At 61.4% G+C, this 19,897-nt stretch carries 20 protein-coding genes; 11 read left to right on the forward strand and 9 right to left on the reverse strand.

Going from position 1 to position 19,897, the window contains the following annotated elements; all coding sequences use genetic code 11:
* Positions 1–7: 7 nt before the first annotated feature.
* Genes HJB89_RS29505 through HJB89_RS29515 form a run of 3 tightly spaced genes read right to left on the reverse strand, consistent with a single transcriptional unit; the run spans position 8 to position 2,967 of the window.
* Positions 8–760, reverse strand: a complete 753-nt coding sequence (locus HJB89_RS29505; protein WP_207580714.1) for an ABC transporter ATP-binding protein — start codon at positions 758–760, stop codon at positions 8–10.
* A complete protein-coding gene (locus HJB89_RS29510; protein ID WP_207580713.1) occupies positions 754–1,824 on the reverse strand; it encodes an iron ABC transporter permease in 1,071 nt (356 codons plus the stop codon). Before HJB89_RS29510 ends, HJB89_RS29505 begins: the two co-directional genes overlap by 7 nt.
* Positions 1,825–1,830: 6 nt before the next feature.
* Positions 1,831–2,967 carry an ABC transporter substrate-binding protein gene (locus HJB89_RS29515; protein WP_207580712.1) on the reverse strand — a complete coding sequence of 379 codons (1,137 nt, stop codon included), beginning with the start codon at positions 2,965–2,967 and terminating at the stop codon, positions 1,831–1,833.
* Between the two features lie 124 nt (positions 2,968–3,091).
* Between HJB89_RS29515 and HJB89_RS29520 the strand changes: the two genes are divergently transcribed.
* Positions 3,092–3,868 carry a class I SAM-dependent methyltransferase gene (locus tag HJB89_RS29520; RefSeq protein ID WP_221150881.1) on the forward strand — a complete coding sequence of 259 codons (777 nt, stop codon included), beginning with the start codon at positions 3,092–3,094 and terminating at the stop codon, positions 3,866–3,868.
* 302 nt (positions 3,869–4,170) lie between these two features.
* Here HJB89_RS29520 and moaA read toward each other — a convergent pair whose 3' ends face one another.
* Positions 4,171–5,217, reverse strand: coding sequence for a GTP 3',8-cyclase MoaA (moaA, locus tag HJB89_RS29525; protein WP_221132905.1), 1,047 nt, complete (start codon positions 5,215–5,217; stop codon positions 4,171–4,173).
* Between the two features lie 183 nt (positions 5,218–5,400).
* Between moaA and HJB89_RS29530 the strand changes: the two genes are divergently transcribed.
* Complete coding sequence (locus HJB89_RS29530; RefSeq protein ID WP_221142333.1) at positions 5,401–5,775, forward strand: gamma-butyrobetaine hydroxylase-like domain-containing protein; 375 nt, start codon at positions 5,401–5,403, stop codon at positions 5,773–5,775.
* Between the two features lie 22 nt (positions 5,776–5,797).
* Positions 5,798–6,988, forward strand: a complete 1,191-nt coding sequence (locus tag HJB89_RS29535; protein ID WP_221132906.1) for a low temperature requirement protein A — start codon at positions 5,798–5,800, stop codon at positions 6,986–6,988.
* Between the two features lie 3 nt (positions 6,989–6,991).
* Here HJB89_RS29535 and HJB89_RS29540 read toward each other — a convergent pair whose 3' ends face one another.
* Complete coding sequence (locus HJB89_RS29540; RefSeq protein ID WP_221117131.1) at positions 6,992–7,459, reverse strand: MarR family winged helix-turn-helix transcriptional regulator; 468 nt, start codon at positions 7,457–7,459, stop codon at positions 6,992–6,994.
* Positions 7,460–7,506: 47 nt separating this feature from the next.
* Between HJB89_RS29540 and HJB89_RS29545 the strand changes: the two genes are divergently transcribed.
* Positions 7,507–8,487 carry an alpha/beta hydrolase gene (locus HJB89_RS29545; protein ID WP_207580706.1) on the forward strand — a complete coding sequence of 327 codons (981 nt, stop codon included), beginning with the start codon at positions 7,507–7,509 and terminating at the stop codon, positions 8,485–8,487.
* A 35-nt stretch (positions 8,488–8,522) separates the two neighbouring features.
* Entirely contained in the window at positions 8,523–9,134 is a 612-nt protein-coding gene (locus tag HJB89_RS29550) for a pyridoxamine 5'-phosphate oxidase family protein (RefSeq protein ID WP_221132908.1), read from the forward strand.
* Between the two features lie 8 nt (positions 9,135–9,142).
* On the opposite strand, the gene HJB89_RS29555 is transcribed toward HJB89_RS29550, so the two are convergent.
* Both HJB89_RS29555 and HJB89_RS29560 read right to left on the reverse strand, forming a co-directional pair.
* Positions 9,143–10,210, reverse strand: a complete 1,068-nt coding sequence (locus HJB89_RS29555) for a GGDEF domain-containing protein (protein ID WP_007629446.1) — start codon at positions 10,208–10,210, stop codon at positions 9,143–9,145.
* Between the two features lie 393 nt (positions 10,211–10,603).
* Positions 10,604–12,211 (reverse strand): fumarate hydratase, encoded by a 1,608-nt coding sequence (locus HJB89_RS29560; RefSeq protein ID WP_221117129.1) that lies wholly within the window; start codon positions 12,209–12,211, stop codon positions 10,604–10,606.
* A gap of 183 nt (positions 12,212–12,394) precedes the next feature.
* Between HJB89_RS29560 and HJB89_RS29565 the strand changes: the two genes are divergently transcribed.
* On the forward strand, positions 12,395–13,222 hold the full coding sequence (locus tag HJB89_RS29565; RefSeq protein WP_221150882.1) for an Ig-like domain-containing protein: 828 nt from the start codon (positions 12,395–12,397) through the stop codon (positions 13,220–13,222).
* 60 nt (positions 13,223–13,282) lie between these two features.
* Here HJB89_RS29565 and fumC read toward each other — a convergent pair whose 3' ends face one another.
* The gene (fumC, locus tag HJB89_RS29570; protein ID WP_221117127.1) at positions 13,283–14,674 is read right to left on the reverse strand and encodes a class II fumarate hydratase; all 1,392 of its coding nucleotides are present in this window, start codon (positions 14,672–14,674) and stop codon (positions 13,283–13,285) included.
* A 91-nt stretch (positions 14,675–14,765) separates the two neighbouring features.
* Between fumC and HJB89_RS29575 the strand changes: the two genes are divergently transcribed.
* Together HJB89_RS29575 and HJB89_RS29580 are read left to right on the forward strand one after the other, a co-directional pair.
* Positions 14,766–15,002: a hypothetical protein gene (locus tag HJB89_RS29575; RefSeq protein WP_207584404.1), complete on the forward strand. Its 237-nt coding sequence runs from the start codon at positions 14,766–14,768 to the stop codon at positions 15,000–15,002.
* A 94-nt stretch (positions 15,003–15,096) separates the two neighbouring features.
* Positions 15,097–17,007 (forward strand): murein L,D-transpeptidase, encoded by a 1,911-nt coding sequence (locus HJB89_RS29580; RefSeq protein WP_207580701.1) that lies wholly within the window; start codon positions 15,097–15,099, stop codon positions 17,005–17,007.
* A gap of 168 nt (positions 17,008–17,175) precedes the next feature.
* Here HJB89_RS29580 and HJB89_RS29585 read toward each other — a convergent pair whose 3' ends face one another.
* Entirely contained in the window at positions 17,176–17,886 is a 711-nt protein-coding gene (locus HJB89_RS29585) for an HAD family hydrolase (protein ID WP_207580700.1), read from the reverse strand.
* Between the two features lie 295 nt (positions 17,887–18,181).
* Between HJB89_RS29585 and rpiA the strand changes: the two genes are divergently transcribed.
* The 3 genes from rpiA (at position 18,182) to HJB89_RS29600 (ending at position 19,858) form a co-directional block, all read left to right on the forward strand.
* Positions 18,182–18,880 carry a ribose-5-phosphate isomerase RpiA gene (rpiA, locus tag HJB89_RS29590; protein WP_164015129.1) on the forward strand — a complete coding sequence of 233 codons (699 nt, stop codon included), beginning with the start codon at positions 18,182–18,184 and terminating at the stop codon, positions 18,878–18,880.
* A 15-nt stretch (positions 18,881–18,895) separates the two neighbouring features.
* Complete coding sequence (locus HJB89_RS29595; protein WP_221150883.1) at positions 18,896–19,477, forward strand: DUF2059 domain-containing protein; 582 nt, start codon at positions 18,896–18,898, stop codon at positions 19,475–19,477.
* Positions 19,478–19,540: 63 nt separating this feature from the next.
* Positions 19,541–19,858 carry an acylphosphatase gene (locus tag HJB89_RS29600; RefSeq protein WP_221132912.1) on the forward strand — a complete coding sequence of 106 codons (318 nt, stop codon included), beginning with the start codon at positions 19,541–19,543 and terminating at the stop codon, positions 19,856–19,858.
* Positions 19,859–19,897: the final 39 nt, after the last annotated feature.

Here is a 19,897-nt window from a genome sequence, read left to right on the forward strand (position 1 = left end):
GCTAAGCTCAATGAGCCTTCCCATCAACGATCACATGGTCGTGGTCCAGCGAGCATTTTTCCACCCGGGCCTCGACCTTATAAATCTCCCGCAGCATCTCGGCGGTGACGACGTCGCTTGGGGTGCCGCAGGCACGCATGCGGCCATTGGCGATGACGAGGACTTTGTCGGCGAAGCGGAGCGCCTGGTTGAGGTCGTGGATGGCGACCAGGACGATCATGCCTTTAGCACGGGCCCGGCGGCGCATGAAGTCGAGGACCTCGACCTGGCGGTGGAGATCGAGCGCGCTTGTGGGCTCGTCCATCAGCATGATTTCGGGCTCACGCACTAGCGCCTGGGCGATCGAGACGAGCTGGCGCTGGCCGCCGGAGAGCGCGCCGAGATCGCGGAAGGCCAGGGCGCTGATATCGAGGGCTGCCATGATCTCGTCGATGAAGCGCAGGTCGCCGTCGCCGACGGCCCAGGACTCGCCCTGCTTGCGGGCGAGCAGAATGGATTCGTAGACGGTCAGCACGGCATTGGCCGAGGTATCCTGCGGCATGTAGCTGATGGCATTTTTCGTCTTCGAGCCTTCGACGACGACGTGACCCGGCCCCTTGAGCAGGCCGGTGATGCGCTTGAAGAGGGTGGATTTGCCGGCGGCGTTCGGGCCGATCACCGCAATCAACTCGCCCGATTTCATCACCGGCGTCGTGACGTCTTCGACGAAGAGGTTGCGGCCGTGATAGGCGCCGACCGACTGCAATTGAAGCGCTACCACGACCGGCTCCTGTTCGAGAGGATGAGCGAGAAGAAGAAGGGCACGCCGACCAGCGCGGTGATGATGCCGATCGGGAAGACGACGCCGGGGATGATCGACTTCGAGACGATCGAGGTCAGCGACAGGAGCAGCGCGCCGGAGAGGATCGAGCCCGGCAGGAAGAAGCGCTGATCCTCGCCGAGAATCATACGGGCGATATGCGGCCCGACGAGGCCGACGAAACCGATGGTGCCAACAAAGCTGACGGGTACGGCGGCAAGCAGCGAGACAACCAGCATGGTTTCCAGCCGGATGCGGCGGACATTGACGCCGAAGCTTGCGGCCTTGTCCTCGCCGAGGCGGATCGCCGTCAGCGCCCAGGCGTTGCGGGCAAAGAGCGGCAGGGCCAGCAGCAGCACGGCAAGTGTCACCCAGATTTTCGGCCAGGTGGCCTTGGTGAGGCTGCCCATCGTCCAAAAGACGACTGCAGACAGCGCCTGTTCGGAGGCGAGATATTGCAGGAAGGCGAGAGCCGCGTTGAAGGTGAAGACCAGGGCGATGCCGAGCAGCACCACCGTCTGCACCGAGACGCCGCGGGCCTGCGAGACGAAATGGATAAAGAGCGTGGCGATCAGCGCCATGATGAAGGCATTGACGGGCACCAGCAGGCCGGCTGCCACAGGCAGAAGCGGAACGCTGGTGACGATTGCAAGCGCGGCGCCAAAGCTTGCCGCTGCCGAGATGCCGAGTGTGAAGGGGCTGGCGAGCGGATTGGCGAGGATCGTCTGCATCTGCGCGCCGGCGACCGAAAGCGAGGCGCCGACGACGATGGCCATGACGGCGACCGGCATGCGGATATTCCAGACGACGGCCCGCACCTGATCGGAAACGGAAGACGGGTCGAGGAGGGCGGCGACGACCTCACCGAGGCTGTAGCGGGCCGGGCCCCAGGCGAGATCGACGGCAAAGGACAGGCAGAGCGCCGCCGTCATGGCGGCCAGGATCAAAAGCTTGCGCCGGGCAAGGGCGCGGTAGCGCTCTCTCCCGGCTTCGGCTTCGATCGATATGGCGGCGACCTCGGCCATCGCGGGTTACTCAGCCGCCTTGGCGTCGACCCAGTAACCCGGCTGATAGGCGACCGGCAGGAATTTTTCGTGGAATTCCTTGAAGGTGGCATCCGGATCGAGATCGGCAAAGAGGTTCGGGTGGAACCACTTCGCCAGCTGCTGGACGGCGACGAACTGGTAGGGGCTGGTATAAAATTGGTGCCAGATCGCATGGACATTGCCGCCGGCGACCGCCTTGGAGCCGGTGAAGGCCGGGTTTTCCATCAGCGTGTTCAGCGCCTTGCGGCTGTCGCCGAAGGTGGAAGCGGCGTTCGGGCCGACATTGACAAAGTCCTTGGCATTCTTGGTCTGGCTCCAGTTGGAGCCGGTGACGACGACGACATCGGGATTGGAGGCGACGACCTGCTCGGCATTGATCGAGCCGGTATAACCGGGCAGGAAATCGGAGCCGAGATTGTGGCCGCCGGCCCAATCGACCATCAGGCCGAAATTATCGGGACCGAAGGTGCCGCAGCACTCGACCAAGCCCGCGGCGCGATACATGAACACGTTCGGCTTCGGCGGATTGGCCGCTTTCAGCCTGTCGGTGACGCGTGCCATCTGCTCTTTCCAGAAGCTGGCGACGGCTTCGGCGCGGTCCTCATGGCCGAAGAGCTGGCCGAGGATCTTCAGGCTCGGTTCGGTGTTGGCGAGGATGTGCTCGCGAAAATCGATATAGACGATCTTGACGCCGATGCCGGCGAGCATCTCTTCGAGTTTCACCTCGTCCGCTGCCGTCTTGTTGCCGATCGGGAGCAGCAGCACATCCGGATGAAGCTTGACCACCGTCTCGGTCTGCAGCGTGCCGTCGGTGAGATTGCCGAGGAAGGGCAGGTCCTTGCCTTTGGGGAATTTTTCGACATAGGCGTTGAAGCCGTCCTTGTCGGTGGTCCAGAGGTCGTTGCGCCAGCCGACGATCTTGGCAAAGGGATCTTCCTTCTCGATCGGCGCGACGGCGTAGAGCATGCGGCCTTCGCCGAGGATCACCCGCTCGACCGGCTTGTCGAAGCTGACTTCGCGGCCAGCGACATCCTTGATGGTGAAGGACTGCGCCCAGGCCGATAGCGGCATCAGGCCGGCAATCGCAGCTGCGGAGACTGCGAGCATTTTCACGAAATTCATCTGGAAATTCCCCTGACGTCTGAATAATGTCCGCAGCCATAAGAAATATGACTTTGTGAATCAAGTTATATGTTTTAGAGCATTTCCAAACTGATGCACTGCCGGGGCACGCAAGGTGAATTCGATGAATACAAACTACTCGATCCGCGATGAAATCCGCGATTTCTGGTCGGAAAGGGCTGAAACCTTCGACCAGAGCGTCGGCCATGAAATCTTTTCGGAAGGCGAGCGGAAGGGCTGGCAGCGGCTGATCCGAAAACATCTCGGCGACGGGCAGGGGCGGGCAGCGCTCGATCTTGCCTGCGGCACCGCTGTCATTTCGCATCTGATGCATGATGTCGGCTTTGCGGTCACCGGGCTCGACTGGTCGGATGCGATGCTGGCGCAGGCACGCGCCAAGGCGAAGAAGCGCGGCACCGATATCCGCTTCGTTTCCGGCGACGCCGAAAACACGATGGAGCCACGGGGTAGCTACGACGTCATCACCAACCGGCATCTCATCTGGACGCTGGTGGACCCGGCGTCGGCCTTCGCAGAATGGTTCGCGGTGCTGAAGCCGGGCGGCAAGGTGCTGATCGTCGACGGCAACATGGGTCGGGAAACCTGGGTCAAGGGCCTGCAGAAGCTCTGGACGAAAATCTCCGGCAGGCCTGCGGCAAGCCACATGTCGCCGGAAATGATGGCGCGGCATCAGAAGATCCGCTCACGCGTGCATTTCTCCCATGAAATGCCGGCCGAAGCGATCGTCGATCTTCTCCGTAAGGCCGGTTTTGTGGACATTGTGGTCGATCGCAAGCTCGGCGACATTCATTGGGCGCAGGCGCGCAAGATGCCGTTTCTGCGCGGGCTGGAGCGGATGGTGCAGGAGCGGTTTGCGATTTGTGCGCGTAAGCCTGGGTGATGGGGTTTTCCCTTCTCCCCAGCGGGGGTCCGAAGGACGGGTCGAGACCTGTGGCTCGACCCCGGTCGGTGGCCCGGAGGGTCGGATGAGGGGGCCACGCGGCACGCCATTTTTGCTCTTCGCTTCCGCTCAGTGCATTCGCGGCTTTGCCGCTCACCCCCTCATCTGCCTGCCGGCATCTTCTCCCCGCTGGGGAGAAGGGACATGCCGCACCGTATCCCGGCCCTTCGCATGGCTCAGGGCGTTCGGCCCTGCGATCGATTCACTGGATCGATCGCTCCCCGCTTCGCGGGAACCGGGCCTCACCCCCCCGTAACACTCATATGCCTGGCTACCGCCGGACGATTGTGCGTGCGGTCGATGATGAAGTCGTGGCCTTTGGGCTTGCGGGTGATGGCCTCGTCGATGGCGGTGCGGAGGAGGGCGTCGTCTTTGCTGGCGCGCAGGGCCGAACGAAGATCGGCGGCGTCGTTCTGGCCGAGGCACATATAGAGCGTGCCGGTGCAGGTGAGGCGGACGCGGTTGCAGCTCTCGCAGAAATTATGGGTCATCGGGGTGATGAAGCCGAGGCGGCCGCCGGTTTCGGCGACCCTGACGTAACGCGCCGGGCCGCCGGTCTGGTAGTCGATGTCGGTCAGGGTGAACTGGTCTTCGAGATCGGCACGCAGTTTGGAGAGCGGCAGGTATTGGTCGGTCCGGTCTTCTTCGATTTCGCCCATCGGCATGGTTTCGATGACGGTCAGGTCCATGCCGCGGCCATGGGCGAAACGCAGGAGATCGGGCATCTCGGCGTCGTTGAAATCCTTCAGCGCCACGGCGTTGAGCTTGATCTTCAACCCGGCTTTCTCCGCCGCATCGACGCCTTCCATGACCTTGTCGAAATCGCCCCAGCGGGTGATCTTGCGGAATTTGTCGGGGTTGAGCGTGTCGAGTGAGACGTTGATGCGGCGCACGCCGCAATCATAAAGCTCTTCAGCATGGCGGGCCAGCTGCGATCCGTTGGTCGTCAGCGTCAGCTCGTCGAGGCCGGAGCCGATCTTCTCACCGAGCTGGCGGACCAGATACATGATGTTCTTGCGCACCAGCGGCTCGCCGCCGGTCAGCCTGATCTTCGTCACGCCCTTGTCGATGAAGGCGGAACAGAGCCGGTCGAGCTCCTCCAGCGTCAACAGGTCCTTCTTCGGCAGGAAGGTCATATTTTCCGACATGCAATAGGTGCAGCGGAAATCGCAGCGGTCGGTGACGGAGACGCGGAGATAGGTGACCGCCCGCCCGAAGGGGTCGATCATCGGATGTGCATCCGCCACCAGCGGCGATGCGTTGCCTATCGTTCCTACTCTCGTATTCACCAATTCCTCCGCAACGGGATCTGAAGCACGCCAGACGGGATGCCTGCCTGTTTTCAAGCGATATCTTTCTATTTGTGCATATGTGATTGCGCCGTCAAGGGAAACGGATTTCGCACACGTTAATTTGCTCTTGCCTCGAAAAAGGCGAACGCCTACTTCTCCAGGGGAAAGAGGGTGATAGAGATGAGCGATATCTGGCCGAGCGAACTCCGCGTTTCGAAAGATCGTCAGAGGCTGGCGATAACCTTCGACGACGGCCAGAGTTTCGACCTGTCGGCAGAGCTGTTGCGCGTGCTGTCGCCGTCTGCCGAGGTGCAGGGCCACGGGCCGGGGCAAAAGGTGACGGTGCCGGGCAAGCGCAATGTCGCGATCATCTCGATGATGCCGACCGGCAATTACGCCGTCCGGATCGGTTTCGACGACATGCATGACACTGGCATCTACACCTGGACCTATCTGCGCGAGCTCGGCCAACGAGGTGCTGAGCTGTTTTCGGCCTATGAGGACGAGCTCAGGGAAAAGGGCATGGACCGCGATACGGCGCAAAAGCCGCGCTGAAATAATGGGTATCGGGGGATACATGGCGAAGACGAACGGAAGGAACTGGCTGCGCGCCAAGGGCAGCGCCAGCGGCAGCAAGGTGACCTTCCTCGAACTGTTCTTCGATCTGGTCTTCGTCTTTTCGATCTCGCAGCTTTCGCATGCGCTCGCCGCCCATTATACGCCGCTCGGTGCCGCCGAGGCGGCGCTGATGACCTTTGCCGTCTGGTGGGTGTGGATATTCACCGCCTGGGTGACCAACTGGCTCGACCCCGACAAGACGCCGGTGCGCGGCATGCTGGTGGCGCTGATGATGCTCGGGCTGCTGCTGTCAGCTTCTATCCCCGAGGCCTTCGGCGACAAGGGGCTGCTGTTTGCCGGCGCCTATGTGGCGATGCAGGTCGGGCGCTCGCTGTTTACCACCTATGCGATGACACGCGTCGACCGCGCCAATACGCTGAATTTCATCCGCATCACCACCTGGCTCGTGGTCGCCGCCGTCTTCTGGATTGCCGGCGGGCTGCTCGATCACGAGGCGCGGCTGATCGCCTGGGTGATCGCGCTGGCAATCGAATATGCCGGTCCGGCCGCGGGCTTTGCCGTGCCTGGCCTCGGCCGCTCGACGGCGGGCGACTGGGACGTTTCCGGCGCCCATATGGCCGAGCGCTGCGCGCTCTTCGTCATAATCTGCCTCGGCGAAGCAATCCTGGTTTCCGGCCGCACCTTTTCCGAGCTGCCGTTTTCGGGATTGACCGGCATCGTCTTCGTCACCGGTTTCATCGGCACCGTCACCATGTGGTGGCTTTATTTCCGCTTCGGCCACGGGCGCGCCGCCCACCGCATCGAGCATGAGGCGACGCCGGGGGCCTTGGCGCGGCTCGCCTTCACCTATGGGCATATCCCGATCCTGGCCGGCATCATCGTCCATGCGGTGGCAGTCGAATTCATGTTCTCGCATCCGCACGAGACCGGCGATCTCGGCATCACTGCGGCGGTGCTCGGCGGCTCCGGCCTGTTCCTGATCGGCAATCTCTGGTTCAAGGGGGCCACCAGCGGGCAGCTGCCGCTGTCGCATCTGGCCGGCCTGGTGTTGCTGATCCTGCTGGCCTTCGCTGCACCCTTCATCGAGATCTATCTGATGGGCATTCTGGCGACGCTGGTGCTGATTATCGTCGCCGCCTGGGAATACCGCTCGCTGACCGGCACGGCGGCAGCGCCGACGCTGCATTGACCATCAATCCTCGTCGCTGAGATCGCTGAGAAGCACGGTGATGATGCGCTCCATCGAGGTGGTGGTCGCCATGCATTGCTCGATCGGCTCTTGCGAAAGCGAGCGTTCGATCAGATCGGTCTGGATCACCATCGCCGCCTCGGTCAACGTGCGGCCCTCCGGTGTGAGATAGAGGCGCAGCACGCGTTTGTCGCGCGCATCGCCGCGTCGTTCGATCAAGCCGCGCTTTTCCATCTGTGGCAGGAGCATGCTCATGTTGGAGCGGCCGACCAGCAGCTTGCGGGCCAGCTCCTGCTGCGAGATGGCTTCGAAACGATAGAGATTGACCAGGATGTCGAGGTGCGGCGGCTTGATGTCGAGATTGGCCAGCGAGCGGGTCAGCGATTGCTGCATCAGCTGGCAGGCGCGCGCCACCGCGATCCAGCTGCGAAAACGCGGATGATCCCAGGGAAGGGATTGATTTTTGTTCATCGTTGTACTTTATTGTTCAGTGTTGAACAGTCTTTTGGATTCTCACTATGGCAAATTTTGCGCGCAAGGTCACCCGCCTCGGGTTCTCCCTGCTACAGGCGGTTTCGCCGGATCTGGCGGGCAGGGCGGCGTTCCTGCTGTTCTGCAGGACGCCGTCGCCGCGGCCGAAGGGAGCAAAAGCCAAGGCGGCGCATGCGGCGGGCGCGGCCCGGCTTGACGGCGCCGAACGTTTCACCCTCAGACTTGCCGGCGGGGCGAAAACGCATGCCTATCGGCTGAACGGCGGGGCGAGAGGAAGACGCAAGCGCTATCTGGTGACGCATGGCTGGGGCTCGAGCACCGAATACATGGCCGAGCTCGTTTCGATGCTTTCGGCAACGGGCGCGGAGGTGGTGGCCCTCGATTTTCCCGGCCACGGACGTGCCAGCCGGCGCTTCCTGCACATGGGGCTTGCGGTCAAGGCGATTGCCGCGATCGAGGCACGCTTCGGCGCCTTCGATGCGGTCATCGGCCATTCCTTCGGCGGCGCGGCGCTGGTGGTATCGGTGGCGGGTCTGCTGCCCGATGTCGCTCCTGTCACGGCTGAGCGGCTGGTGCTGATCGGTGCGCCAAGCGAAATGGCCTGGCTGTTTACCGATTTCGGCCGGATGATCGGCCTTCGCCCGGCCGCGCAAGCGGCGCTGGAGAATGAGGTTCGTCACGTCACCGGACGGAGACTTGAGGATTTCGATGCTGGCGATGCGGCGAGTGCGATCGGCCGGCCGGTGCTCGTCATCCATGCCGAGGACGACAAGGAAGTGCCGCCAGCCCATGCCAAGCGCTATCAGGCAGCCGGCGAGGGCGTCCGGCTGTTCTGGGCGAACGGTTTCGGGCACCGGCGCATCCTCGCCGCCGCTCCGGTTCTTGCCGCAATCGCTGCGTTTCTCGGAGCTGTCCAAGGCGAGGAGGACATGGCCGACGAAGGCATCAAAAACGCTGCTGAGATCATTCCGTTTTTTGAGCTTCCGGTAAAGCGTGCGGCGCTGTAGCGTCCGTCCCGATATCAAGCGCGGCGGGACGCCTCATGAAAATCATCAGCAGCATCGAAGAGCTCAACACGATCTACGGCGCCGGGCTTTCGCAGGCGTCGGTCGACAAGGTGACGAAGCGGTTGACGCCGCTCTATCGGCAGATGATCGCGCTTTCGCCGTTCGCAGCGCTTGCCACCGTCGGGCCGGAAGGGCTCGACTGTTCGCCGCGCGGCGATCTCGGCGGCGTGGTGCGCGTCGTCGACGACGAGACGCTGCATCTGCCGGACTGGCGCGGCAACAACCGCGTCGACTCGCTCTCCAATATCGTGCGCGATCCCCGGCTGGCGCTGATGTTCCTGATCCCCGGCTCGAACACGACGATGCGCATCAACGGCCGCGGCGTCGTCTCGGACGACGAAGCAGTGCTTTCGAGTTTCGAGATGGATGGCAAACATCCCCGCACCGTCGTGGTGATTTCGATCGACGAGGTCTATTTCCAATGCGCCCGCGCCGTGATGCGGGCCGAACTCTGGAATGGCCAACATTTCGCCGATCCGGCGGGCCTGCCGACACCCGGCCAGATGCTGAAGGCCGCGGTCGGTGATTTCGACCAGGAAACCTACGACCGGGAATGGCCGGGACGCGCCGCGAAGACGATGTGGTAAAACCGCCGTCAGGTCTTGTAGATCAGCCAGCTTTTGGTGAAATCCTTCTGCATGCCGTCCTGATAGAGGATTGTGCAGTTGCGGCCGGCATTCTTGGCGCCGTAAAGGGCGATGTCGGTCTTGCTGTAGAGTTCGCCGGCATCTTCGGCGCTGGAGGCCATGCAGATGCCGATCGAGACGGTGATCGGACCGTAATTGACCCGCGTGCGGGAATTCTTGAACGGGGTGGTTTCCAGCGTGCGGCGGATGCGCTCGGCGATCGCCGTGATCTCTTCGGGCGTGTTGCCGTCGATGATCAGCGCGAATTCCTCGCCGCCGGCGCGGGCGACAAAGACATCACGCCGGACATTGCTGCGGATGACGGAGGCGACGGTGGCGAGAATCTTGTCGCCGACGGGATGGCCGTAGGTGTCGTTGATCTTTTTGAAGTTGTCGATATCGGCCAGCAGCAAGGCCGTCACCGGCCGCATGCCGGGATTGTTGAAGACGGCGGCGAGGCGCTCGTCGAAGGCGCGGCGGTTGGAAAGGCGCGTCAGCGAATCGGTGTTGGCGATGCGTTTATATTCATCGAGTTCCTTGCGGACCTGATCCATCTCCTGCGAGCGCTGGACGACGTCGCCGACGGTGCGTTCGCCATGCGCCATGGTGTCGCCGGTCGCCTGGCTCAAAAGTTCGATGGCGTTTTCGATCAGTTCGACGCTGGCATTGCTTTTGGAGGTGATGCGCTTATGGGTCTCGCCGAGTAGCCTTGTATAGCTTTCCAGCGAGTTTTGCTCCTGTCTCAGGACCCGCAGCAGTCCATCGAGTTCGCCTGAAATGCGGGTATGGGCGTCGTCGAAGACGCGGGCCGGGCTGCTGGTGAAATACTGCGCGCCTAGCTCGTCGAGCTCGGCCTGCGTCGCCTGGCCGCCGAGGGCTGCAAGGTCCCGGGTGAGCGCGGGGTTGGAGCCGATATAGGCTTCGTAGAAGAGTTCGTAGTTGCGCGGTATTGGCGCAACGCCCATCGAGCGCATGGCATAGGTGATCTGGCCCGCTACGTCGGGAACCTGCACCTTGGGCGCGACAGCCGTGTTCATCCGGCGAACTCCTCATATATTCGAAGGCAATAATCTATTTGGTAGCTTAAATTTCTTGGGAAAAGATTAAAGCGATATATACCAAAGATTACATACGATAAGTCCATGACTGGCCAATACTTCAAGTAGCCCCATGATTCTCAAAGAAAATATCTAGCTTTGGTGAGAAAGCGGATGCTCGCTGGACGGGAGCGATATCTGAAAAACTTGCAGTTCTTCTCTGCATTTCGCACGTATTCATCATATCGATAGTTGTTCGGCAGCCCGGTATTTCATTGGAAATGGGTTGGAAAGATATTTCCAAGGCTGTTTGCTGGCGGCGGACTTTGCCGCAGCCCGCACATTCAAGAACGGGACGGGCGCCGATGCCTGCCCGTCCCGCATCCGAGAGCGTCACCCCAGGTTCAATTCCTGGAAGAAGTCATTGCCCTTGTCGTCGATGACGATGAAGGCCGGAAAGTCTTCGACTTCGATCTTCCAGACCGCTTCCATGCCGAGTTCGGGATATTCGTAGACTTCGACCTTGCGGATGCAGTCCTGAGCAAGACGGGCGGCGGGGCCGCCGATCGATCCGAGATAAAAGCCGCCATGTTTCTTGCAGGCCTCGCGCACGGCGCGCGAGCGGTTGCCCTTGGCAAGCATCACCATCGATCCGCCGAAGGACTGGAACTGGTCGACGTAACTGTCCATGCGCCCGGCCGTCGTCGGGCCGAAGGAGCCGGAGGCGTAACCGACAGGCGTCTTGGCCGGGCCGGCATAATAGACCGGGTGGTTTTTCAGGTATTCGGGCATGCCTTCGCCTTTCTCCAGCCGCTCGCGGATCTTGGCATGGGCAAGGTCGCGGGCGACAATGATCGTGCCCGACAGCGACAGGCGCGCCTTGACGGGATGCCTGGAGAGTTCGGCCAGCACTTCCGCCATCGGCCGGTTGAGATCGATACGGACGGTCGATTCCGACAGTTTCGCTTCGTCGATCTCGGGCATGTATTTCGACGGATCGGTTTCGAGCTGCTCGACGAAGATGCCGTCGCGGGTGATGCGGCCCTTGGCCTGACGGTCGGCGGAACAGGAGACGCCGAGGCCGATCGGCAGCGAGGCGCCGTGGCGGGGCAGGCGGATGACACGCACGTCATGACAGAAATACTTGCCGCCGAACTGGGCGCCGACACCCATCTGCTGCGTCAGTCGGTGGATTTCCTTTTCCATCTCGAGATCGCGGAAGGCGTGGCCGCTCTCGGAGCCTTCGGTCGGCAGCTCGTCGAGATAGCGGGTCGAGGCGAGCTTGACGGTTTTCAGGTTCATCTCGGCCGAAGTGCCGCCGATGACGATGGCCAGATGGTAAGGCGGACAGGCTGCCGTCCCTAACGTCAGGATCTTCTCCTTGAGGAAGTCGATCATCCGGTCGTGCGTCAAGAGCGAGGGTGTGCCCTGGTAGAGGAAGGTCTTGTTGGCCGAGCCGCCGCCCTTGGCGACGAAGAGGAATTCGTAGGCGTCGGTGCCTTCCTCGTAGATGTCGATCTGTGCCGGCAGGTTGTTCTTGGTGTTCTTCTCCTCGAACATCTTGACCGGCGCGAGCTGCGAATAACGCAGGTTCTTCTTCTCATAGGCATCCATGACGCCGCGGGCGAGTGCCGCGATATCCCCGCCCTCGGTCCAGACCCTGCGGCCCTTCTTGCCCATGATGATTGCCGTGCCGGTATCCTGGCACATCGGCAGCACGCCGCCGGCGGCAATATTGGCGTTCTTCAAAAGGTCGTAGGCGACGAAGCGGTCATTGTCGGTCGCCTCGGGGTCATCGAGGATCGAGGCGAGCTGCTTCAGGTGGCCGGGGCGCAACAGATGGTTGATATCGGCGAAGGCGGTTTCGGCAAGCAGGCGGATGGCTTCCGGCTCGACGGTCAATATTTCCTGGCCCTTAAAGCTGTCGACCGAGACATGGTCGCCGCTGATCTTGCGGTAGGGGGTGGTATCCTTGCCGAGCGGGAAGAGATCGTCAGCCATCGAAGTGACCTTTCTGGTGGGCGTGGGTCGCTAAATTGGAACCGGTCTAAATCCGCGGCGCTGCAAATGCAATCTGGATAGGCGAGCGGTCAAATCCGCATTCGTCGGGAAAGACGACTTCAGGTTGCCTTTCGCCGGAGGCCGGTTCATATTTCCCGCGACGTTAACTTCCGGGGGCTTCCGATGACGAACGCAAAACCGACTGCTAACGACGATCTTCTCATTTTCTTCGAGCACGACTGGATCAGAGGGGATTTGCTGTCCAATGACAGCGATCCAGAGGGATCGACCACCTATCTTCGCTCTTTCGACGGTGTCAGGGTCGATGCGAAACAGGGACTGACACAGGAAACGATCATCAAAGGCGATTATGGGACCTTCACCGTGCGGCCCGACGGTCACTTCACCTACGAGCTGGATTACTCGCTCGACGTGGTGAAGAACTTGCGGGCGCACGACCAGTTGATCGAAGAGATCCGCTACAAGATCTCCGATGGCGTGGGGGGAACGGATGTCGGGGTTCTGACGCTGGCGATCGACGGCGTCAATGAAGAGGACAAGTATCATGAAGTCCTGGATTTCGACGACCTGGGTGTCACATCGCGCGCGGATGACTTTTCTCTGCCGAATTACCGGGGCTTCGCGCTCTCCGTGAACGGCAGTCACGACCTGACGTTTCTGAACGGTATTGTCTATGACACGATCCCGGGCGTCGACGCCATCACCGAGGACGGTTTCAGCGATACGGTTCTATCGCCGGGTTCGGCGCCGGTGACCCTGAAAATGGTCGATGGCGGCGACTTCACCTTTCAGGGCGTTTCGATTGCCGAATTGTCGGCCTCGCCCTTTCATCTGACGCTGACGGCGATGAACGACGGCCAGATCGTCTATCAGCAGGAACTTGAGGTCGCCGATCCCGATCTTCTGGTCGAGATTGAAGACATCGATGAAATCAGTTTCGATTTCATGGGCAATTCGGTCGTGATGGACAATTTTTCGCTGTTGGTCTGATCGCAACCGATCGCCTTCTCCGCCGCAAGCGGGGGAGAAGGCTGAAGCTTCATGGCGTTACTACTTTGGGCCGATCATTGTTTCAGGGCGGACGATCGTATCGTAGTCTTTTGCCGAGACCAGGCCGCTGGCGAGGGCTTCTTCCTTCAGCGTCGTGCCATTTTTGTGGGCGGTCTTGGCGATCTTGGCGGCTGCGTCGTAACCGATCTTCGGGGCAAGCGCGGTCACCAGCATCAGCGAGCGTTCGAGGCCGGCCTTGATGTTGTCCTCGCGCGCCTCGATGCCGACGACACAATTGTCGGTGAACGAGATGGCGGCATCCGCCAGCAGCTGCGCCGATTGCAGGAAGTTATAGGCCATCATCGGATTGTAGACATTGAGCTCGAAATGACCCTGGCTGTCGGCAAAGGTCAGCGCGGCGTGATTGCCGAAGATGTGGATGCAGACCTGCGTCAGCGCCTCGCACTGGGTCGGGTTGACCTTGCCGGGCATGATCGAGGAGCCTGGCTCGTTTTCCGGCAGCGCCAGTTCGCCGAGACCGGCGCGCGGGCCGGAGCCGAGCAGGCGGATATCGTTGGCGATCTTGAAGAGGGCGGCAGCGGCCGCATTGATGGCGCCATGGGAAAAGACCATGCCGTCATGCGAGGCGAGCGCCTCGAACTTGTTCGGCGCGGTGACGAAGGGCATGGCTGTTATGGCGGCGATCTCTTCGGCGACCTTTTCGGCGAAGCCCACCGGCGCATTGAGGCCGGTACCGACGGCCGTCCCACCCTGGGCGAGTTCGCAGAGGCCGGGCAGTGTCATTTCGATACGCTTGATGGCGGAGCCGACCTGGGCGGCATAACCCGAAAATTCCTGGCCGAGCGTCAGCGGCGTCGCATCCTGGGTGTGGGTGCGGCCGATCTTGATGATGTGGCTGAATTCGGTGACCTTCATGTCGAGGGCGGCATGGAGGTGCTTCAGGGACGGCAGCAGGTGATGGGCGATCCGTTCGGCGCAGGCGATGTGCATCGCCGTCGGGTAGGTGTCGTTCGACGACTGGCTCATATTGACGTGATCGTTCGGATGCACCGGCTTCTTGGAACCCATGACGCCGCCGAGCATTTCTATAGCACGATTGGAGATCACTTCATTGGCATTCATGTTGGACTGCGTGCCTGAACCGGTCTGCCAGACGACCAGCGGAAAATGGTCGTCGAGTTTGCCCTCGACCACTTCCTGGGCGGCATCGACGATGGCCTGTCCGAGGCCAGGATCAAGCTGGCCGAGCGACATGTTGGCGCGGGCCGCCGCCTGCTTGACGATGCCGAGCGCACGCACGATCGACAGCGGCTGCTTTTCCCAGCCGATCTTGAAATTGCCGAGCGAACGCTCGGCCTGGGCGCCCCAATATCGGTCGGCGGCAACGTCGATGGGCCCAAAAGTATCGGTTTCGGTACGGGTTGCGGTCATCAGCCTTGCCTTCCCTTTAAATGCTGTTTTCGGTCGTCTTCGAAAGATCAGGTCTTATAGGTGGGAACGTTCGACAAGAAAACCGGACGCCATGCGAAATATTGAAGTCGGAAGTCATGTTTGCGAGGCTTGTGCGGCGTGCCTTTTAGGCCACTTTCGAAATTTTATGCGTCTGGGCGTTTTCGCCACATTGGTCTGGCGGCAAAAATTGGGTAAAAAATTAACTAATAATTTCATAATTTTGTGTGAACTTCTGCGCGGCGCCGTGCAGGATCTCCGTCACACAAAATTGAGTCCGCCGGCGCTGGCGGCGCAGGCCGGTTTCTGATCAATGAGGCCTTACGCTGCATGAGTTTCGCGGGATAAGATATTGAGCCTTGCGCTCGTGACAAGAACAGCATGACACCGGGACTGGAAGATATATGACGTTCGTTTTGAAAAGCGCGGCATCCGCATTGGCAATTTCCTGCGGCGTAGCGGTTATGAATGCCGCACCTGCGCATGCTTATACATTGATGGAGATGCTGCGCGGCGACAGGCAGCGGAACCAGAGCACCATCTTCATGGATCAGGCGCCTGGCCGTCCGGTGCCGCGCGGCGCCGTCGGCGGCTCGCTCGGCGGGCTTGATCCGGAAGCGCCGTTGCCGAAGGTGAGCGGCCCGCGTTACTACACCTATAAAACCGAAACGCTGCAGTTGGTCGATACCGGCAAGTTTGCCGATCCTGTCGTCACCGGCGCGGTCGCCGATGTATCGGCGAGCGGCGATGCCAGCGCCGAACCCGCCGTGCAGCGCCGTTTCCTGGCGCAGGCCAAGGTGCGTGCCAATGCCGACGTCGCAAAGGCGCTCGAAGCCTATTATGGCGATAGCCGCAACCCGCTCGTCTGGGTCGATGGCAATCAGATCAACGATGGTGCCAAGTCGGCGATGCTGGTGCTTGCCGATGCGGCCTCCGTCGGCCTCGACCCGGCAGATTACGCCATCCAGACGCCTGATATCGACCCGGCCAATCCCGATCCAGCCTTCCGCGATCGGGCGCTGACGCAATTCGAGCTCGAACTCTCCGCCAAGGTGCTGGCCTTCGTGCAGGACACCGCGCGCGGTCGCATCGATCCGAACAAGATCTCCGGCTATCACGACTTCCAGCGCAAGGTGGTCAATCTGGCGCCGGTGCTGAAGCTTGCCCGCATGAGCCCCGATGTCGGCGCTTACATCGCCAACCGCTCACCCGATAGTCCACAGTTCCAGGCGTTGAAGGCGGAACTCGCCAAGCTTCGCGCAGCCGACGGCGGCAATGAGGAGCGAATCGTCGTTTCGCTCGATACGCTGCTGAAGCCCGGCGAAAGCTCGCCCGAGATCGCCAATATCGTCAAGGCGATCGGCAAGCACGGTTCCGAAACGCTGAGGACCGATCACGCGGCAACGCTTGCTGCTTACGCAGGCAGCAGCGACTATTCGCCTGAGATCGTCTCGCTGGTCGAGGATTTCCAGAAGGAGCGCGGACTGAAGGCCGATGGCGTCATCGGCCAGGCTACGGTGCGCGCCATGACCGGCGGCGATAGCAATGCCTCGAAGATCGACAAGCTCGTCGTCGCCATGGAACAGGCGCGCTGGCTGCCCGAAGATCTCGGTTCCCGTTACGTGATGATCAACCAGCCGGCCTTCATGGTCTATTACCACAATGGCGGCAAGGAACAGCTGTCGATGCGCGTTGTGGTCGGCGGCAAGAACAACCAGACCTATTTCTTCGACGACGAGATCGAGACGGTGGAGTTCAACCCTTTCTGGGGCGTGCCGCAGTCGATCATCATCAACGAGATGTTGCCGAAGCTGCGCTCGGATCCGAACTATCTCGACCAGCTCGGTTATGAGGTTGAGGTGAACGGCCACGCGGTCGCCTCGTCGAGCGTCGACTGGTACGGCTCGACCGACAACGTCTCGGTGCGCCAGCCGCCAAGCAGTGACAATGCGCTCGGCGAACTGAAGATCCTGTTCCCGAACAGCCACGCGATCTATATGCACGACACGCCGTCGAAGAGCTTCTTCAAGCGCGACATGCGGGCGCTGAGCCACGGTTGCGTGCGCCTTGCCGATCCGCGTGCGATGGCAGCTGCAGTGCTCGGAACGACGGTCGACGACGTTGCCAAGCAGATCGCCACGGGGCAGAACCATGCGGTCAAGGTGCCGCAGAGGATTCCCGTTTACGTGTCCTATTTCACAGCCTGGCCGAACAAGGACGGCGTGGTGGAATATTTCGACGACGTTTATGGCCGCGACGGCTATGTCGACAAGGCATTCGACGCGACGACCAAGGCGCGTGGGGCGCAGATCTGACGCTGATTTTATTAGATTACGGAGCGGGCGGTCTTTGGGCCGCCCGTTTTGTTTTTGTGCGGGATTCGAACGCCTTCGTTCTGGGCTTAGTCCAAGGTAGGAAATACGAAGGAGAGGGCGGCTCACACGGTACGCCGGCAAAGGAAGGATCAGAGCTGGGCGAGAGCCTCAGACGGCGACCTTCGCTGCAAACTCCCGCAACAGCCTCTCCACCAGTTCCGGGGTCAGCTCATCGTAATGGGTGATGATCACATCCGGATCGAGGCTTGAGACTGGCACGTCGGAATAACCAAAGGGCACGGCGATCGACGGGACGCCGGCATTCCTGGCGACGGCGATGTCGTTGATGCTGTCGCCGATCATCACGGTGCGGGACCGGTCGCCGCCGGCGCGTTCGATGGTGCCTGTGAGGTGGCGGGCGTCGGGCTTGCGCACGTCGAAGGTGTCGCCGCCGGTGATGGCGGCGAAATAGCTGGCGAGATCGAGCTTGTCCAGCAGGCCGAGCGCCAGGCTTTCCATCTTGTTGGTGCAGACGGCGAGGCGGTAACCCTGTGATTTTAGCCGATCCATCGCGGCGACCAGGCCGGGATAGGGCTCGGTGCGGCCGGGCATGTTGCCGGCATAATGGGCGATGAAACGCTCGACCAGGGGCGGCAGGGCTTCCTGAGTAAGCGGATGGCCGCGCAGCCGGCAGGCGCGTTCGATCATCACGCGGGCGCCGTGGCCGACGAGATGGGTGAGGTCGTCATAGCTGACCGGTTCGAGGCTAAGGGCCGCAATCGTATGGTTCAGGCTCTCGACCAAGTCCGTATGGGTGTCGAGAAGGGTGCCATCGAGATCGAAGACGACGAGCGCCGGGCGGACGGAGGAGGGGATCAAGGGCTTGCCTCTTTAAGCGATGGATCGTCCTTTGAGGTGACGAGCCGCCTCCGCGAACGACAGATCGCCTCTGGGAATGACGGATCGTCCCCTGGGGACGAGGGATCGCCCCTGAGGACGATGGATCGCCTCTGAGGTAGGCGATCATGCAGCGGAAAGCAACGGCCTGAAGATCGCCGGGGGAGGCCGCAGGCATCTGTTTCGGCTTTTCATTTTCCGTGATGATTTTGACTTTCGTTTGCCAGGCGAGCCGTGTAAACAGCACATCCAACGCAATAATTGGAGCTGGCGGCGCATGGATGCCCGCGAAATGAAGATCAAGGCCGCCGCGGCCGCACTCGCCCATGTCGAAAGCGGGATGCGTCTCGGGATTGGCACCGGCAGCACGGCGGAAGAATTCGTTCGCCTGTTGGCCGAGAAGGTCGCTGGCGGCTTCAGGGTCGAAGGCGTTCCTACGTCTGAAAGAACGGCGCGGCTTTGCGTCGAACTCGGTGTGCCGCTGAAATCGCTGGACGAGCTGCCGGCACTCGATCTGACGATCGATGGCGCCGACGAACTCGATGCTGGGCTCCGGCTGATCAAGGGCGGCGGCGGTGCGCTGCTGCGCGAAAAGATCGTCGCGGCCGCCTCCGAACGAATGATCGTCATTGCAGACGAGAGCAAGCTGGTCGATATGCTCGGCGCCTTCGCGCTGCCGATCGAAGTCAATCCGTTCGGGCTCGTCTCGACACGGATCGCGATCGAGAAGGTCGCGGCCCGGCTCGGTCTTTCCGGTGAACTGGCTTTGCGCCAGTCCGGTGACGGAGAGTTTACCACGGATGGCGGTCATCACATTATCGATGCATCTTTTGGCCGCATTCCTGATGCAGAGGCGCTTTCGAGCGAGCTGAATTCCATACCCGGCGTCGTCGAACACGGGCTCTTTATCAATATGGCGGCACTTGCGATCATTGCCGGTCCTGCGGGTGTGCGAACACTGCAGACAAACAGATAACAGGAGCATACACTCATGATGAACATTGCAGGTCTTGGCCATCTCGCCGCTGCGACCGTCGTTCTTTCCGGGCTTGCCTTCGGCTCCGCAGTCAAGGCGCAGGAGGTCTCCGAGGACCAGCTGAAGGCGTCTCGCGCCGCGATCGACGCCATCGGCGCCACTGCCCAGTTCGACAACATCCTGCCCGGTCTCGCCGAGCGCCTGAAGGCCGGCCTGATCCAGGATTCGCCAAACTACCAGGACATCATTTCGTCGACGGTCGACGCGCAGGCGCTAGCGCTGGCGCCGCGCCGCGGCGATCTCGAGAAGGAGGCGGCACTCACCTATGCCAAGACCTTCACCGCCGCGGAACTGAAGGCGATCGCCGACTTCTATAATTCCGACGTCGGCAAGAAGCTGCTGCGCGACGGCCCGGTCGCCTCTCGCGAGACGGCGAAGGCTGCCGACATCTGGGCGCAGGGCATTTCCCGCGACCTGGAAAAGCAGAGCAATACCGAGCTTTCCAAGGTCATCAAGGCGCCGCCGCCGGCAACCGAAAGCCCGGCTGCTCCGGCTGCCGCTCCCGCTCCCGCTCCCGCTCCGGCTACCCAGCAGTAAGGCCTCCACCATCAAATTGCGAAAGCCCGGCATCGTCCGGGCTTTTTTGTTATGATGCGGCAAATGCCGCCGGCGAGGCTTCAGGTGACTGCAGATATACCCGATCGTTACAACGCTGTCCGAGTGCGGATATCAGGCAAGGTCCAGGGTGTCGGCTTTCGCATGTGGACGCGCAATGAGGCGGTACGGCTCGGTTTGACGGGCTGGGTTCGCAATGAAAGGGACGGGGCCGTCGTCGCTTTGATCGCAGGACCCGATACCGCCATCTCGATAATGATCGAACGTTTCAGCCGCGGGCCTGCGGGGTCGTCGGTTGCGGGCGTCGAGACGGAAGCAGCCCAGCTTGAGAAAATGCCGACGGATTTCGGGATCACCCGCTGACAGCAGCAATCACTATGCATCGAACATGCGGGGAAGCTA

Origin of the sequence: Rhizobium sp. NZLR8, assembly GCF_019685025.1 — a bacterium.
Taxonomy (GTDB): Bacteria; Pseudomonadota; Alphaproteobacteria; order Rhizobiales; family Rhizobiaceae; genus Rhizobium.